This window comes from Nicoletella semolina (assembly GCF_004345745.1).
Classification (GTDB): domain Bacteria; phylum Pseudomonadota; class Gammaproteobacteria; order Enterobacterales; family Pasteurellaceae; genus Nicoletella; species Nicoletella semolina.
The window spans coordinates 70,646-87,599 of record NZ_SLXJ01000004.1 but is presented as its reverse complement, the minus strand read 5'-3'; the positions used below and the strand labels follow the sequence as shown (position 1 = coordinate 87,599).

Annotated in this window: 17 protein-coding genes; 6 read left to right on the top strand and 11 right to left on the bottom strand. The window is 40.6% G+C overall.

The window, feature by feature from the left end; all coding sequences use genetic code 11:
• Nucleotides 1–19: 19 nt before the first annotated feature.
• The 7 genes from trpA to EV693_RS03930 form a co-directional block, all read right to left on the bottom strand.
• On the bottom strand, nt 20–826 hold the full coding sequence (gene trpA / locus EV693_RS03960; RefSeq protein ID WP_132501086.1) for a tryptophan synthase subunit alpha: 807 nt from the start codon (nt 824–826) through the stop codon (nt 20–22).
• The gene (gene trpB / locus EV693_RS03955) at nt 823–2,019 is read right to left on the bottom strand and encodes a tryptophan synthase subunit beta (protein WP_132501085.1); all 1,197 of its coding nucleotides are present in this window, start codon (nt 2,017–2,019) and stop codon (nt 823–825) included. The genes trpA and trpB overlap by 4 nt, the downstream gene beginning before the upstream one ends.
• A gap of 137 nt (nt 2,020–2,156) precedes the next feature.
• A complete protein-coding gene (locus EV693_RS03950; protein ID WP_132501138.1) occupies nt 2,157–2,909 on the bottom strand; it encodes an SDR family oxidoreductase in 753 nt (250 codons plus the stop codon).
• 100 nt (nt 2,910–3,009) lie between these two features.
• On the bottom strand, nt 3,010–3,462 hold the full coding sequence (locus tag EV693_RS03945) for a YcgN family cysteine cluster protein (RefSeq protein ID WP_132501084.1): 453 nt from the start codon (nt 3,460–3,462) through the stop codon (nt 3,010–3,012).
• Nucleotides 3,463–3,487: 25 nt separating this feature from the next.
• Complete coding sequence (locus EV693_RS03940; RefSeq protein ID WP_132501083.1) at nt 3,488–3,808, bottom strand: YbjQ family protein; 321 nt, start codon at nt 3,806–3,808, stop codon at nt 3,488–3,490.
• On the bottom strand, nt 3,808–4,398 hold the full coding sequence (rdgB, locus tag EV693_RS03935; protein ID WP_132501082.1) for an RdgB/HAM1 family non-canonical purine NTP pyrophosphatase: 591 nt from the start codon (nt 4,396–4,398) through the stop codon (nt 3,808–3,810). Before rdgB ends, EV693_RS03940 begins: the two co-directional genes overlap by 1 nt.
• A gap of 26 nt (nt 4,399–4,424) precedes the next feature.
• The gene (locus tag EV693_RS03930; protein WP_132501081.1) at nt 4,425–5,360 is read right to left on the bottom strand and encodes a Kdo(2)-lipid IV(A) acyltransferase; all 936 of its coding nucleotides are present in this window, start codon (nt 5,358–5,360) and stop codon (nt 4,425–4,427) included.
• A 196-nt stretch (nt 5,361–5,556) separates the two neighbouring features.
• Here EV693_RS03930 and hpf point away from each other — a divergent pair, with 196 nt between their 5' ends.
• The 3 genes from hpf (at nt 5,557) to argE (ending at nt 9,382) form a co-directional block, all read left to right on the top strand.
• Nucleotides 5,557–5,883 carry a ribosome hibernation-promoting factor, HPF/YfiA family gene (hpf, locus tag EV693_RS03925; protein WP_132501080.1) on the top strand — a complete coding sequence of 109 codons (327 nt, stop codon included), beginning with the start codon at nt 5,557–5,559 and terminating at the stop codon, nt 5,881–5,883.
• A gap of 78 nt (nt 5,884–5,961) precedes the next feature.
• The gene (locus EV693_RS03920) at nt 5,962–8,223 is read left to right on the top strand and encodes a heavy metal translocating P-type ATPase (protein ID WP_132501079.1); all 2,262 of its coding nucleotides are present in this window, start codon (nt 5,962–5,964) and stop codon (nt 8,221–8,223) included.
• A 1-nt stretch (nt 8,224) separates the two neighbouring features.
• Nucleotides 8,225–9,382: an acetylornithine deacetylase gene (argE, locus tag EV693_RS03915; RefSeq protein ID WP_132501078.1), complete on the top strand. Its 1,158-nt coding sequence runs from the start codon at nt 8,225–8,227 to the stop codon at nt 9,380–9,382.
• Nucleotides 9,383–9,447: 65 nt separating this feature from the next.
• Here argE and EV693_RS03910 read toward each other — a convergent pair whose 3' ends face one another.
• The 4 genes from EV693_RS03910 to EV693_RS03895 all read right to left on the bottom strand — a co-directional run bounded on the left by EV693_RS03910 (nt 9,448) and on the right by EV693_RS03895 (nt 14,382).
• Entirely contained in the window at nt 9,448–10,761 is a 1,314-nt protein-coding gene (locus tag EV693_RS03910) for an NCS2 family permease (protein ID WP_132501077.1), read from the bottom strand.
• Nucleotides 10,762–10,893: 132 nt separating this feature from the next.
• Entirely contained in the window at nt 10,894–12,093 is a 1,200-nt protein-coding gene (gene metC / locus EV693_RS03905) for a cystathionine beta-lyase (protein ID WP_132501076.1), read from the bottom strand.
• A gap of 37 nt (nt 12,094–12,130) precedes the next feature.
• A complete protein-coding gene (locus EV693_RS03900) occupies nt 12,131–12,694 on the bottom strand; it encodes a methylated-DNA--[protein]-cysteine S-methyltransferase (RefSeq protein ID WP_132501075.1) in 564 nt (187 codons plus the stop codon).
• A gap of 65 nt (nt 12,695–12,759) precedes the next feature.
• Nucleotides 12,760–14,382, bottom strand: a complete 1,623-nt coding sequence (locus EV693_RS03895; RefSeq protein ID WP_243694565.1) for an outer membrane protein transport protein — start codon at nt 14,380–14,382, stop codon at nt 12,760–12,762.
• Between the two features lie 350 nt (nt 14,383–14,732).
• Between EV693_RS03895 and EV693_RS03890 the strand changes: the two genes are divergently transcribed.
• The 3 genes from EV693_RS03890 to EV693_RS03880 all read left to right on the top strand — a co-directional run bounded on the left by EV693_RS03890 (nt 14,733) and on the right by EV693_RS03880 (nt 16,933).
• The gene (locus tag EV693_RS03890) at nt 14,733–15,017 is read left to right on the top strand and encodes a YfcZ/YiiS family protein (protein ID WP_132501074.1); all 285 of its coding nucleotides are present in this window, start codon (nt 14,733–14,735) and stop codon (nt 15,015–15,017) included.
• Between the two features lie 188 nt (nt 15,018–15,205).
• The gene (locus EV693_RS03885) at nt 15,206–15,652 is read left to right on the top strand and encodes an Rrf2 family transcriptional regulator (RefSeq protein WP_132501073.1); all 447 of its coding nucleotides are present in this window, start codon (nt 15,206–15,208) and stop codon (nt 15,650–15,652) included.
• A 66-nt stretch (nt 15,653–15,718) separates the two neighbouring features.
• Nucleotides 15,719–16,933: an IscS subfamily cysteine desulfurase gene (locus EV693_RS03880; protein ID WP_132501072.1), complete on the top strand. Its 1,215-nt coding sequence runs from the start codon at nt 15,719–15,721 to the stop codon at nt 16,931–16,933.
• Nucleotides 16,934–16,954: the final 21 nt, after the last annotated feature.

Here is a 16,954-nt window from a genome sequence, read left to right as displayed (position 1 = left end):
TCTTTTCTTCGCTCACTACTTACCGTGTAGCCGCTTTCATTTCTCGTATAAATTGCCCTAATTCCGTAAGTAAAGCGGTCTGATTTTCGAGATTTTTTTCAATAATTTTTACAATCGCTGAACCTGAAATTGCCCCATCACAGCCTAAATTCAATGCTTCTTTCACCTGTTCTGGCTTAGCAATCCCAAAGCCTTGCAAAATCGGAGCTGCATCTGACCGCTTGAGCAGATCCACTAAATTCGCCAAGTTTGAGGCGTGCTGCTGATTTTCAGCACTGGTTACGCCTGCACGAGAAACTAAATAAGTATAACCCCCCGTAAAAATAGCTATCTTGTTAATCGTTATACTATCTGCATTTGGTGGACAAATAAACACCAACTGAATACCGTGTTCTTTCGCTTCGTCTGCAAACTCTTGGGCATAAGCAACAGGCAAGTCCGCAATTAACACTGCATCAACGCCTGTTTTAGCACAACGAGCGAAAAATTCCGCTGCACTCGGTACAAACACCAAATTCGCACACAATAACAACCCAATTGGAATATCCGGATATTTCTCACGAATTTTCACCATCAAATTAAAGCAAGATTCTGTGCTGTGTCCCGCATCTAACGCTCGTTTGTTGGCAGCTTGAATCACTGGTCCATCAAGCAATGGATCAGAAAAAGGAAAGCCTAGCTCTAATGCATCAGCTCCATTCGCAATCAAGGTTTCAATAATCTCAAATGAACGCTCGAAATCAGGATCACAGAGCGTTACAAATGGCACAAAAGCCCCTTCATTTTTGGCTTTTAACTTGTGAAATAAAGTATCAAAACGACTCATTTACCCTCCTCACCATTTAAAATTTTATCGACAGTGAAAATATCTTTATCACCTCGTCCAGATAGATTCACAACCAATAACTGCGCTTTATCTGGTGCTTGTGCAATTAATTTTAATGCATACGCCAATGCGTGTGAACTTTCAAGAGCTGGAATAATTCCCTCGTGGCGAGCCAATGCTTGGAAAGCCTCTAGTGCTTCCTGATCGGTAATGGATACATACTCTGCACGCCCAACCGCATTCAAATAGGCGTGTTGCGGTCCAACTGATGGAAAATCTAACCCCGCAGAAATAGAATAAGATTCTTCAATCTGTCCATCTTGCGTTTGCATAATAGGCGACTTCATTCCAAAATAGATCCCTGTACTTCCGTGTTTAAGTGGTGCACCGTGTTCACCTGTCTCAATGCCCTTGCCTGCAGGCTCAACCCCAATTAATTTCACCTTTTCTTCGTTAATAAAGTCAGCAAACATACCAATCGCATTCGATCCCCCTCCCACTGCCGCAATAACCGCATCAGGCAAACAGTTCTCTTGCTCTAAAATTTGCTGTTTTGTCTCTTCGCCAATCATCTTTTGGAATTCCCTGACCATCGTAGGGAAAGGGTGAGGACCTGCGGCAGTCCCAATTAAATAATGTGTTGTCTCATAATTCGCCGCCCAGTCTCGCATTGCCTCGCAACACGCATCTTTCAACGAACAAGACCCTTTTTCAACAGGAACAACCTCTGCTCCCATCAAACGCATACGAAACACATTCGGAGATTGACGTTCCACATCTTTCGCCCCCATATACACCACACACGGCATATTCAACATTGCACAGGCTAATGCCGTCGCCACACCGTGTTGTCCTGCCCCAGTTTCAGCAATAATCCGAGTTTTACCCATTTTTTTTGCTAACAACGCCTGCCCTAATACCTGATTGGTTTTATGTGCTCCACCGTGCAATAAGTCTTCTCGCTTAAGATAAAGTTTAGTCTTGGTTCCCTTCGTCAAATTACGGCATAGCGTCAAAGCTGTTGGACGACCTGCATAGTTTTTCAGCAAACTACTAAATTCTGCCTGAAATTGGCTATCTGATTGTGCTGCAACGAACGCCTGCTCCAGCTCTTTAAGCACAGGCACCAAAATTTCTGGCACATACATTCCACCAAACTCCCCAAAATAGGGATTTAAAAGGGTATTTTCCATCATACTTTCTCACTAAAAATCAAAGGCTAAAATAAAATGCGTAATAGTGTACTATTAAACTAGTGCAAAATAAAGAAAATATATAGCAAACCACTGCACAACCACTTTCCGATTAAATTTTATATTCTTCTATTTCGCTATACACTGCGACTTACCAACAACGGTGAAAATGTTTGTGCGGTAGGCATTACTTCAATACGATTGATATTAACGTGTTCAGGTTGTTGGTTAAGCCATAGGACTATGTTGGCAATATCTTCAGCAGAAACATAATTGACATTTTCGTACAATTTTGCAGCCTTTTCATCATCACCTTTAAAACGTACATTAGAAAATTCTGTGCCACCACACAACCCTGGCTCTACGTTGGTAACACGAATTTTTGTACCCGCCAAATCTGCCCGCAAATTTAAGCTGAATTGTTTGACAAATGCTTTTGTTCCGCCATATACATTGCCACCAGGGTAAGGGTAGTTGCCTGCGATGGAGCCAATGTTGATGACTTGTCCGCTATTGCGTGCCACCATTTCAGGCAAAACGAGTCGTGTAACAGCAACTAAGCCTTTAATATTAGTGTCAATCATCTGATACCAATCAGATAATTCAGCTTTATCTGCGGATTCTAAACCTAATGCCAATCCTGCATTATTCACGAGTAAATCGACCGCTTGCCAGTCTGTTGGGCGGCGAGCCAATGCTTGTTCTACAGCATTTCGATCGCTGACATCAAAAGCAAGCGGTAAAAATTGCTCGCCAAATTGCAATTTCAATGCATCTAAACGTTCAGCTCGCCTGCCAGTGCCGATCACACGATACCCTGCTTCAATTAATGTGCGACAAATGGCTAATCCAAAGCCTGATGTTGCCCCTGTAACTAACGCTGTTTTCATATTCACTGCTTTATTCTCCATTCAAATCCATTTGCTGTTTGCAAATCATTGTTCAACGATAAAACAACTTTGTAAAAGTTGTGCTATTTTTGACCGCTTGTTATACTTCATCGATCACAAATTCGAACCAATCAATCACCTGATTTTCGTGAATGCCGTGGCGAATTAATATATTTGCACGCAGCACTGAATTGGGATCACCACTAATGAGAGGGTGCCAATCAAACAGTGGCTTGCCTTCATAAAGCAGGCGATAAGCACAAGTCTTAGGCAGCCAACCAAATTGCGGCAGATTTTTCTTTGTCAGCTTAGTGCAATCACTCTCAATCTTGAAACGATTTGGGTAATTGCTGCATTTTCCTGTTTCCAAATCGAGTAAATTACAAGCAACTCTCGTGTAATGAAGTTGTTCTCGCTTGCCTCGCCCTTGAATATATTTGCGATAACAACACTTTCCACAGCCATCGCATAAGGCTTCCCATTCTGCCTCATTCATTTCAAGCAGCGATTTTTTCTGCCAAAAATGGACATCAAGTTGATGAGAGCTTTGCATATTCCGAACTCATTTACCATTCTAATTAACGGACTCGCACTGCGGTGCCAGTTGCTACAACAATAAACATGCTTTTATTCCCACCCATTGATTGATAATCTAACGAAACGCCCACTACGGCATTTGCACCTAATTTTTTTGCTTCATTTTCTAGCTCTTTCAAGGCATTTTGCCGTGAAGCATTCAATTTACTTTCATACGTTCGAGAACGACCACCAATAATATCCGTAATGCTTGCAAAGAAATCTCGAAAAATATTTGCTCCAGAAACTACCTCACCAAAAACTAATCCTTTGTAGTCAATAATTTCTTTTCCTTCAATGTTATTCGTTGTGGTGATAATCATCATTCCTCCTGATTAAGTTGTTTTTTGAGTTGATTGAGTGCGATTGCACGATGAGAAAGGCGTTTTTTCTCTGCCGTATCCAATTCTGCAAAAGTACAATTTTTAGGCGGATAAAAGAACACTGGATCATAACCGAAGCCATTTTCACCTCGTTCTTCTGACAGAATTTCCCCCACGCATTCGCCAATTGCTATTCGAGGGTTCGGATCTGTAGGGTGTTGTAAAAACACAATACAGCTTAAAAATTTTGCTCGACGATCATTTTGTTCTGTCATCTTCGCCAATAGTTTTTGGCGATTAGCAGCATCATCGTGGTCTGTCCCTGCATAACGTGCAGAATACAACCCAGGCTCGCCACCTAACGCCTCAACCACTAAGCCAGAATCATCTGCGATAGCAGGCAGTCCTGTCATTTGGCTTGCATAACGAGCTTTTGATATCGCATTTTCAACAAAAGTCAGCCCTGTTTCTTCTGGAGAAGTGAATCCAAATTCAGTTTGAGCAACAACTTCAAAGCCCAAATCAGCTAATACGTCTTCCATTTCACGCACTTTACCTGCATTACCTGTCGCAAGAACAATTTTTTTCATTATTTTTCCTTTCTATTCATCAATTTTTATTCATACAAGCTCGGATCATTTTCGCTTGGGCGAGTTTTAAATCGGCGATGTAGCCACATATATTGGCTCGGTGCATTCATTATTTCTTGCTCAACCACTTTATTCATCAATGTTGCTGTCTCAATCTCATTTTGACAACCGCTAAAATCAACCGCAGGTTTAATTTTGATCGTATAGCCTGATCCATCTTCATTACGCACAGGACTAAATGGTACGACTACAGCGTTCGGTGCTGAACGTAATAACATTTGAGTTCCGACTGTCGTTGCTGCTTGTTGAACTGCAAAAAAAGGCACAAACACACTATTTTTACGTCCATAGTCGTGATCAGGGGCATACCAAATCGTCTCACCTGATTTTAGTGCCCTAATCATTCCTCGCAGATCTTTGCGATCTAACATTGCCTTATTAGAACGAATACGCCCTCTAAACTGCAACCAATTAAACACAAGATTATCATTTGGACGATAAACGCCAATCCCTTGATGATGTAACCCCACCACTCTTGCCCCTAATTCTAATGTGAGAAAATGCACACCTACGAGCAAAATTCCTACATTATCTGACCGCTTGAGATGTTCTATTCCTTCAATTTTTACCCATTTCAGAATACGCTTATCTGACCAAAACCACGCCATACCTGTTTCAATAATCGCCAGTCCCACAGATTCGCCATTTTTAGCAATCAGTGTTTCAATTTGTGCTGCACTATAATCTGGAAAACAGAGTTGTAAATTACGACGTGCGACAGCAATACGCCGTTTCCCAACGCTCAATGTTGCAAATAATTTGCCCAATCCTTTACCTATCTTGATCAAGATAGGATAAGGTAACAATAAAATTAATCGAAATAATCCTATCCCTAACCATAGTCCCCAATATTTAGGGTGTAAAAACGCAGATTGAAAGGGGGGTAACTGTTTTTTATTCATTGCACATCTCCATTGCACGCCCTACTGCAAAAACTTAATATTCCTACGTCATAAATAGGGTTAGATTATAGTCAAAAAAACACAAAAGTGTTAGGTAGTTCGAACTTTTCATATTTTGTTAGGTTTATTGCTTGAATTTTTAGTGTAAAGGCATATATTAAAAACACTACTCATCAATATCACAAAGGAGAATGCTATGACAATCAATATTTCAAGCAAACAAATGGACATCACTCCAGCAATTCGCACTCATATTGAAGAACGCTTGGCAAAATTAAATAAATGGCACACCCAGCTTATTAATCCCCATTTTATAATACATAAACAACCAAATGGCTACGAGGTTGAAGTAGCAATAGGTACACCAGTAGGTGATCTTTTTGCAAAAGCACATAATGCAGATCTCTATAAAGCAATTAATGAAGTGGAAACCAAATTAGAAACCCAATTAAATAAACAGAAACATAAAGGCGAAGCTCGCAGAGCCGATGAGAGTATCAAAACCCTCAGCAGTGAAGAATAGTTTTAGCTGATAAATGATTAAACAATAGCCGAACAATTGTTCGGCTTTTTGATAGTTTCATATTAAGGAGCAAGCTAGATGCCAAAAACCATTGTGCAAGAAAATACCTTACAAGAAACACAATTTTTAATTGATGGAATGCATTGTGCAGGCTGTGTTAGACGAATCGAAAAAACATTACTTGAAATTGAAGGCGTAGCTTTAGCCAGCGTCAATTTAGCCGATCACACCGCTTTTGTACAAAGTAACACAGATCCCAATTTGCTTATTCAAGCGGTCAAGAAAATGGGATTTAATGCAGAAATTTTAGAAAGTGAACAGGTTCGCCGAGCAAAGCAACAGACCCAAACTTTACAGGTACTCGCTCGCAAAAAACAGCAAGCCATATTAACATTACTCGTTGGGTTTACATTGATGGGATTCGGTTTATGGCAAGGAATGCACCTTAATGAAAATAACCGCTGGTTATGGGCAAGTTGGGCGGCAATTACACTAATCACACTCTATTTTTCAGGTAAATCATTTTTTATCGGGGCGTGGATTAGTCTCAAAAATCGCACCTCAACAATGGATACCCTTGTCGCACTCAGCACAGGTACAGCGTGGCTCTATTCTTTTAGTATGCTGATATTTCCGCAGCCCAATACACATCTTTATTTTGAAGCCAGCGTAATGATTATCGGTTTTATCAATTTGGGCAAATATTTAGAATTAAAAACCAAGCAACGTTCCTCTCTTGCACTAGAAAAATTACTGGATCTTGCCCCTCAACAAGCGGTCATTTTCGATGAAAATCTTACAAAAACAATCCCTGTCAAGGCAATTAAACCTGAAATGAAAATACAGGCACTCACAGGCGCTCGGCTTGCTGTTGATGGAGAACTATTGAGTGGCAAAATTTGGGCTGATGAAGCAATGCTCACAGGAGAGGCTCTACCAGTTGAAAAAAATGTAGGCGATACGCTACGAGCTGGTACGATCATCACCGATGGGGCTGGCGTGTATGTCGCTAAACAAGTCGGTAGCCAAACCGCTTTAGCAAGAATTATCCACGCTGTCCGCCACGCACAATCCAGCAAACCACCCCTTGCACAGTGGGTCGATAAAATTGCGGCGATTTTTGTGCCAGTTGTGGTTAGCATTGCACTTTTAAGTGCAATATTTTGGTGGGTTCAAGGTCAGAATTTCGCTTTTGTTATGTCGATTTTTACTACTGTGCTAATTATCGCTTGCCCGTGTGCTTTAGGATTAGCCATTCCACTTTCTACGATTGCAGGCGTAGCAAAATCTGCAGAATTTGGCGTGTTAGTGAAAAATATTGAAGCATTACAAGCTAGTAGCGAGCTTGATACCCTCGTATTCGATAAGACTGGGACATTGACTACAGGGAAAATGACGGTAAGTAACGTTCAATCGTTTGGAAATATTGATCTAAATTTATCCATTCAACTTGCCACTACGCTTGAAAAACACGCCTCCCACCCTATCGCTCAAGCGATTGTGGCATACGCTCAAAACCTACCAGAACACACCTCTTTGTCACCACAAGCCATCAGTGAAATCAAGATTGAAAAAGGATTAGGCATCAGTGGCAAATGGCAAGAAAAACAACTTAAAATCGGCAATGCACAATTTGTTAATTTTAACGAAAATTCAACCGCTTATACGGCTTCTGTTCCCTCCGCCTCTGGCCCAGCAATAATCGATCAACAATACAGCACGCAGGTCTATTTTAAGATTGATGAAAAAATAGTTGCCATATTTACGCTAGAAGATCAACTTCGCTCAGACAGCAAAGCGATGATTAACCGTTTTCAACAACAAGGCTACGAATGTATTATGCTCACAGGTGATCGCCAAACCAGTGCAGATTATTTTGCTACACAGCTCGGTTTAGACGGAGTGTTGGCGGAGGTACTGCCCGAACAAAAAGCAGAAGCAATACGCAATTTACAAGCAAAAGGCAAAAAAGTGGCAATGATTGGCGATGGCATTAATGATGCCCCAGCCCTTGCTCAAGCTGATGTTGGCATTGCGATGCAAAATGGTTCAGATATTGCGATTGAGAGTGCAGATTTATCGCTAATGCAAGCAGGATTTGCTCCTTTAATTAAAGTTTTGCCTTTTTCAAAGCAAGTATTAGCTAATATGAAACAAAGCCTTGTCGGAGCATTCATCTATAATCTGATCAGTATTACAATTGCTAGCGGCGTACTTTACCCTTTCACAGGCTGGCTATTAAATCCCATGGTTGCTGCTGTTGCAATGACATTATCTTCTATCACTGTAGTGCTTAACAGTCAAAGGTTGCTACACAAATCGAATAAGCAGGAAATTTAAAATGCCTAAGATATCATTTACCGAACGCTACCGCCAACTGATCGCCATTCCAACGATCAGTAGCCTCAAACCAGAATTCGATTTATCTAACCTTGAATTAATCGAATTACTTGCACAATGGCTGACAGATCTCGGTTTTAACACAGAGATCATTGCCGTGCCTAACAGCCGTAAAAAATATAATTTATTGGCAACTTATAATAACAGTAAAAGCTCGTCTAAAGAGGGAGGCTTACTGCTTGCAGGACATACCGATACCGTCCCTTTTGACGAAGGTCGCTGGACATTTGATCCTTTTTCACTCACAGAAAAAAACCATAAATTTTACGGTCTAGGTACTGCTGATATGAAAGGTTTTTTTGCTTTTGTCGTGGAAGCGATTAGCCAATTGGATTTAACGCAATTAACCAAGCCACTGCGTATTTTGGCAACCGCAGATGAAGAAACTACAATGCTGGGAGCAAGAACATTTGCACAGCACAGCCATATTCGCCCTGATTGTGCCATTATCGGCGAACCCACCTCGCTCAAGCCAATTCGAGCTCACAAAGGGCATATAGGGGAAGCGGTAAGAATTATGGGAAGATCAGGGCATTCTAGCGATCCTGACAAAGGCGTAAATGCCATAGAGGTGATGCACGATGTTACCAGCAATTTACTTAAAATGCGGCAAGACCTGCGTGAGCATTACCACCACGATTTATTTCAAGTACCTTACCCAACAATGAACTTTGGCAGTATTCGAGGCGGCGATGCGGTAAATCGGATTTGTGCTTGTTGCGAATTACAGCTTGATATTCGCCCTCTACCTAAGATGGCACTGCAAGACTTGCGTGATTTAATGCAGGCAAGACTCATGCCGCTGTTAGAAAAATGGGGAAATTGCATCGAAATCTACCCATTACACCAAGGTATCCCTGCTTATGAATGCGAGCATTCTGCTCAGATTGTGCAAGTGGTTGAAAAACTATTAGGCGAAAAATGTGAGGCGGCAAACTACTGTACCGAAGCCCCCTTTATTCAGCAACTTTGCCCAACCATCGTATTAGGAGCAGGCTCAATTGAACAAGCTCACCAGCCCGATGAATTTTTAGAAACCAAATTCATCGGGCCTACAACAGAATTGCTCAAAAAAGTCATTTGGCATTTTTGTCGCTAGTACAAGCAATCTAAAGCGAGTACTAGCGGTCTAAAAACAGTAAATATTTGCACATTATTTAGCAATTAAATTGCATAGCCTAAAGCATAAAATACCACTAAAACAATAGCGATAATGACTGTTCCAAGATTGAGTTGTTTCATTTCACCTGAAACAACTCGCCCAATCACTAAAGTTGCAAAGCCAAGCATAATCCCTGTTACAATATTGGCGGTTAGTACGATAAACACAGCACAAACCAAGCCTGACATTGCACCAATAAAATCATTAAAATCTAATTTTGAGACATTACTTAACATTAATAAGCCAACATACATCAAGGCTGGTGCAGTCGCATAACTTGGTACTAAAAACGCCAATGGTTGGAAAAAAAGCATTAACAAAAACAACACACCTACCACTACAGCAGTTAAACCTGTTTTACCGCCAGCAGCCGTGCCAGCGGCTGATTCAATGTAAACCGCAGCAGGTGCAGTTCCAAATAAACCTGATAGAATGCTACTGATTGAATCGGAAGTGAGTGCTTTATCGCCGTTGATGATTTGCCCGTCTTTGTCTAATAAATTCGCTTGCCCTGCCACCGCACGAATAGTCCCTGTGGCATCAAAAATCGCAGTCATTACCAAAGCAAAAACAACAGGCAAAATAGCCGCATTTAATGCCCCTAAAATATCTAGATTTAAAAATTGTGATTGTTCTCCGAACGTAGGTAATTTAAACACCTCGCCACCAAACTTGACATTAGGATCAAAAATTAGCCCAATAATGGTAATTGCAATAATGACCCACAAAATAGAGCCTTTTACTTTGAGCTTTTCTAAACCAATGATCGTAGCCAACCCAACTAGAGACATAATCACAGAAAAGGAAGTAAACACCCCCATTTTAACAGGTAAGCCAGCTTGATTTCCAACGACCAATCCTACACCATTCGCCGCAATTAGCAGCAAGAACAAACCTATGCCAATACCTGCACCGTGGGCAATGCTGGCAGGTAAATTACGCAAGATCCAACCACGAATGCCTGTAATTGAAACAAGTGTAAAGACGACACCCATTAAGAAAATTGCCCCTAATGCAACAGGGACACTAATATTTTGCCCAAGTACGAGGCTAAATGCAGTGAAAGCTGTAAGAGAAATCGCACAGCCAATCGCCATCGGTGCATTTGCCCACAAACCGATAAGGATAGAACCTAAACCTGCAACAAGACAGGTTGCAATAAACACCGAATCAGCAGGAAAACCTGCACTGCTGAGCATATTTGGCACAACAATCACCGAATAAACCATCGCCAAAAAAGTTGTTAAACCTGCAATTACTTCTTGACGGGCAGTCGAACCACGCTCTTGCAGTTTAAACACAGAGAGAAAAGACATAAAACCTCAATAAATTTTAGATAAACATAAAAAAAGAGTGGCGAATTCTACCGAAGTTTATTTTCTTAAGCAAACGTTTGCCTTGCTTTTGTTTGTGTTACCAAAAGTTGGTGTAATGAAAAGTTTGCGTAATCAAAGAGTAATCCGAGCAAAAGCAGCATCAAGGTCAGTAATTAAATCTTCCACTGCTTCAAGTCCAATATGAAGCCGAATTAATGTGCCAGTTAAAGTCCGAGTAATATTTGGACGAATACGGGCAATTTCATTCGGTTGATTAGCAAGAATGAGTGATTCAAATCCACCCCACGAATACGCCATACTAAATAGCCTAAAGTGATCGAGAAAATCGGACAGTTGCTGATCAGATAAGGTTTTGCAAAGTTCAAACGAAAATAGACCGCTTGCACCCTTAAAGTCTCGCATAAAAAATTCATAGCCTGCACAGCTTGGTAAAGCGGGGTGGTAAACGGCTTTAACTTCAGGTCGCTTCGCCAACCATTGTGCAATTTTTATACTACTCTCATGATGTTGATTTAATCTTACTGCCAGCGTTCGCAATCCACGAGCAGTCATATATGCCGTATCGGCATCAACCATCTGCCCCATCAGGTAAGAATGCTCTCTTAGCTGATCCCAACAGCGTGCGTTAGCAACAGCCGTACCAATCATTGCATCAGAATGCCCAACCAAATATTTAGTACCAGCCTGAATAGAAATATCAATACCATATTGCAAAGCAGGAAATAGCACCCCTGCTGCCCAAGTATTATCAATCATAATGATAATATCTGGATTCATTGCTCGAGCAGCATTGACAAGAGCAGGAATATCAGGCACTTCCATCGTAAGAGAGCTTGGCGATTCTAGAAACAGCACCTTGGTATGAGGCAAAATAAAATCACGAATATTGGCACCAATCAAAGGATCGTAATAACTTGTTTCTACCCCTAGTTTTTTTAAGATTTGGTTGCAAAAATATTGTGTCGGCTCATAAGCCGCACCGCTCATTAAAACGTGATCACCTTGTTCAACAAACGCAAGAATAGAATGGCTGACGGCCGCTGCTCCACAAGGGTAAAGGTAGCAACCTGTTCCCCCCTCAAGCTCGCACATTGCATCTTGTAAGGCAAAGTGAGTAAGTGTTCCACGACGACCGTAAAACAATGCTCCTTTGTAACGATTATGAGTGGCCGCTTTTTTATCTGCAACGGTATTAAAGACCAATGATGAAGCACGCTGGATAACCGCACTAACAGCACCTTGTGTGTAGCGTGATTTTCGTCCTGCGTGAACGAGTTGTGTAGCAAGTTGTGTTTGGGCTGGCTTATCCATAACAAGTTCCTCTTTATAACAAATTCTTAATGCAAAATTATTTCCAGTTTTTGCGTTTAGGGCGAACAAATTCAATCCCCTTATCCTGATAATCAATTTTTTCTAAAGTGAGCAAAAATCGCTTATTCGGTAAACCGCCACCAAAACCTGTCAAAGTTTGACTTTTACCCAGCACTCGGTGACAGGGAATTAAAATGGAAATTGGATTACGCCCCACTGCACCGCCCACCGCTCGCATTGCATTCGGCTTACCTAGTGCGTAAGCAATTTCACCATAACTTATTGTTTTTCCATAAGGGATTTTACGCAACTGCTGCCAAACACTTTGCTGAAAGGGTGTACCTTGGGGATTAAGGAAATCCAATTGAGCAAAATCTATTTTTTCACCTTGAAAGTAGCGGTCTAAAATCGTAAATGTTTTGCAAAAAATTTGCCAAATCTCACCGCTTGTTTCGTCTGCCAATTGAATATGTTCAAGAGAGATTGTTTGTTGCTCTTGCTCAAACTCAATATAGATCAAGGCGTTATCTTGTGCTAAAAGCAACAATTTCCCAACAGGAGAGGGGTAATAACAATAAAAAATAGGGAACTTCGATTTCATTACATTCAAAAATAAAAAAGCGTGTAAGAAGTTTACACGCTTTTGTTAGAGTTAGAAATGGAATGTTAGAATTTGTAGTTTACATTCAAGCCGTAGAGGTTACCTGTTGCTTTTGAGGTAAAGACAGCTCTACCTTCTTCGTTAAAGGTTGATTTACGTCCACGCAAGTGAGAATAACCAATATCTGTGCTTAAATTTGGTGTAAAGCGAATAGTTGCCCCTGCGGAATACCACGTACGATCGGTATCAGGGATCGAGATTGATGGATTACTTACGCTTGCACTTTCATCATAAGCCACCCCAGTGCGCAGAGTTAATGATGGAATGAGATCATAAGAGAAACCAATTGCGATACGAGAAGAATCATTAAAGTTCTCGGTTTTGTGGAATAGTCGATTACCATTTTGACTGTAACCATCTAAGCTCTTAAAGCTGCTCCAATCGGTGCGTTTATAGCTGTATTGTGCTGCGAGCTTGTCTGTTAATTTGTGATAGCCTGAAATTTCCCAATACGCTGGCAATACTAAAGTTAAGCTCCCAGAGATACTTGCTCCGCCTGTTACCTTTTCAACCACACCTTGTACTGGGAATGGCATTGTATTGGAATATTTTCCTTTAAAGCGTAAATCTACTGCAGAGTGATAAGCCACCCCTAGACGGTTATTTGGATTGAACTCATAAGCTAAGCCCACATTCCAACCGAATCCCCATTTAGCCCCTTCGAGTTTGTGAATAACCGTGTTGTACTGAAGGGTTTCAACAGCTTGAACAACTTTTTTCATTTGTTCAATACTAATATCCATATCATCAAAATTATTGATTCCTAATCTGCGAAGTTTTGCTGTTTTCTCTGGATCAACAACATAACTCAATTCGCCAGTACTGGTAAGTACAATATTACCTGTACTGTCTCTCTCAGGGCTAAGTACAGCATTATTAAAAAAGTTCTGTTTGTGATATGTAAGTAATTCTTTCTGTTGCTCAGCAGTTGTAGTATCACCATTCTTTTCAGCTGCCGCAATCACCCGCTCTGTCGGTAATATTGCAAGCTCTAACGCCCGTTTTAATTTAGTAGTCTGTACCTTAAGTGCTTCTGCACCTGCACCTAAATAACGCTCAATCATTGCATCGGCGTGAACCGCATTTAAACCAACACCTAAGCTAAAACCACCACCCAATTTATAAGCGCTACTTAGATTAATATTAGTTGCCGCAAGAGAAGTACGTCCACCGAATGGTCCTGCACTATAATTAGCATCAAATTCGGTTTTCATACCGTAATTCACATTAATACCCGCACCAATAGCGAAACGCTCATTAACAGGCACAACCGCATAGATATTCGGAATAAACGCTTTTGGAACAATATTTTTATGTAAAGCATCTTCTTGTGCTGGTTCAACATCGCCAACTAATCTACCTTTCTTAACCGTGTTAATTTTTCCCTCAGTAATATTAACATTGGGAGCAACATACACACCACCAGCTGAAATTTCTGCACGTTTAAACGTTGTCATTAATGCGGGGTTTGTTGCAACCACGGAAGCGTTGTCCGCCACTGCAGCATTACCCGCATAAGCAAAACCCAAGCCTGAGGTTGAAACTTCAGCTAATTGGAAAGCAGCTGCTTGTACGCCTGTCGCAGACAGTGCGATCAAAGAGGCAACAGCGGTTTTAGTAAAGGTCATAGGTTACTCCTTCAGTAATCATAAAAAATAAGCAGAAAATACCGAATACACAAAATGCGTTATATCTGCTATAAAAATAAAATTTGTAGTAAATGCATTTTTTAGGCAAATACACTTGCTTTATTCTTTCGATTCTAAAGGTAGAATCAACCGCTCGCAATGAAATTTCCTAAATGGGAGAAGTGTTCCGACCAGTTGCGGTTATTGATAATACCATCTTAGATATGTCGCAATGCATTAAAAATACAAACGTACGTCGTATTCCCATTAAAATTTTACTGGAAATTTGCGATTGTAGAATTTGGGGAGTAGAATGGCACAGATAGTTTTTAATGCCAAGGAGATGTAATATGGCTGAATGTAAAACAAACGAAACAGCAGCGTGTTGTTGTGTTGATGTTGGAACAATCATTGACAATAGTGAGTGTGCGGTTGATTTTTCTCAAGTGTATTCCACTCAAGCAGAAGCAGAAGAAGCGTTAGCATTCTTAACCAACAAAGCTCGAGCGGCTGAATCTGAACCTTGTAAAATTACGAGCGAAATAAAATCTGTAGAAAATGGATTTAAATTAAAGGTCCATTTTGATTTTTGCTGTCAAGCGGAAACAATAATTTTTCAGCTTTCTACTCGTTAAATACCATAAAGCCTGATTAGGGTAATCAGAAACAAGTATCAGAGCATATAAATAGCCTTTAACAATCAAAGACTATTTAATCTATTAGTTAAACCTCTCAAAAACGGTATTTTTATACTTGACTAAATAAGTAGGGTATATAGAATTCTACCGTTCATTGTTCATTCTTTGAGATATAAGGTGAGAATATGAAATTAACCTCAAAAGGACGCTATGCTGTAACTGCAATGCTGGATATAGCATTACACGGCAAAAAAGAGCCTGTGAGTCTTGCTGATATTGCAGAAAGACAATCTATCTCTTTATCGTATTTAGAGCAATTATTTGCTCTGTTACGCCGTGAGGGAATTGTTAGCAGCGTACGTGGGCCAGGTGGCGGTTACCAGTTAGGTAAAGATGAACAAGACATTACCGTGGGAACGATTATTAGAGCAGTGAATGAGGGTGTTGATGTAACAAAATGCAAAGGTAGTGGCAATTGTCGTCAAGATTCTCGTTGTTTAACGCATTCGTTGTGGGAACGTTTAGAAATGCAAATTGAAAATTTTCTGCATACCATACCTTTGTCTGAATTGGTTGAAGAACATTCTGAACACAATTGCGAAGCGGAAAAATGCCATAATCACCATCATTAGATGTAATCACCAACTGTTTTGGTAGCATTTGAACCAAAGCAAAAATTTTTTATTTTAGGAGAAATAATGCAATCACCTATTTATTTAGACTATGCGGCAACCTGCCCTGCAGACGAACGTGTCGTCAAAAAAATGATGGAATATATGACTAAAGACGGGATTTTTGGTAATCCAGCTTCTCGCTCTCACAAATTTGGTTGGGAAGCCGAAGAAGCCGTTGATATTGCACGCAATCAAATTGCAGACTTAATTGGTGCAGATAGTCGAGAAATCGTTTTTACCTCAGGGGCGACTGAATCTGATAACCTTGCTATCAAAGGTGCAGCACATTTCTACCAAACGAAAGGTAAGCATATTATCACCTGCAAAACAGAGCATAAAGCAGTATTAGACACTTGTCGCCAGCTAGAGCGTGAGGGCTTTGAAACTACTTATTTAGAACCAGAAAGTAATGGCATTATTGATTTAGCAAAATTAGAAGCAGCAATTCGCCCAGACACTATTTTAATTTCGATTATGCACGTTAATAATGAAATTGGTGTTATTCAGCCTATCGCTGAAATTGGTAAACTTTGCCGCTCGAAGAAGATTATTTTCCACGTTGATGCAACGCAATCTGTGGGTAAAATCCCTGTAAATGTACGAGAACTCAATGTTGATTTAATGTCGTTTTCTAGCCATAAATTGTATGGACCTAAAGGCATCGGTGGCTTGTATGTTTGTCGTAAGCCTCGTATCCGTTTAGAAGCTATCATTCATGGTGGTGGACACGAGCGTGGTATGCGTTCTGGTACATTACCAGTACATCAAATTGTCGGAATGGGTGAAGCCTATCGTATTGCAAAAGAAGAGATGACTGATGAAATGGCTCGCATTACGAAATTACGTGATCGCTTAATCGCAGGCTTTGAAGGAATGGAAGAAGTCTATATCAATGGTTCAATGGAACAGCGTGTAGGTAGTAATTTGAATATCAGCTTCAACTTTGTTGAGGGAGAAAGTTTGATGATGTCATTGCTCGATATTGCAGTTTCTTCTGGTTCAGCCTGTACTTCAGCAAGTCTTGAGCCATCTTACGTATTGCGTGCAATTGGTCGCAATGATGAACTAGCACACAGTTCACTACGCTTTTCTCTCGGTCGTTGGACAACAGAAGAAGAAATTGATCATACGATCGTAATTGTGAGAAAAGCAGTAGAGAAGTTGCGTGAACTTTCTCCACTTTGGGAAATGTTTAAAGATGGGGTGGATTTAGACGCAATTGAGTGGAATCACCATTAATTTTTTCAACAAATGGTAGGG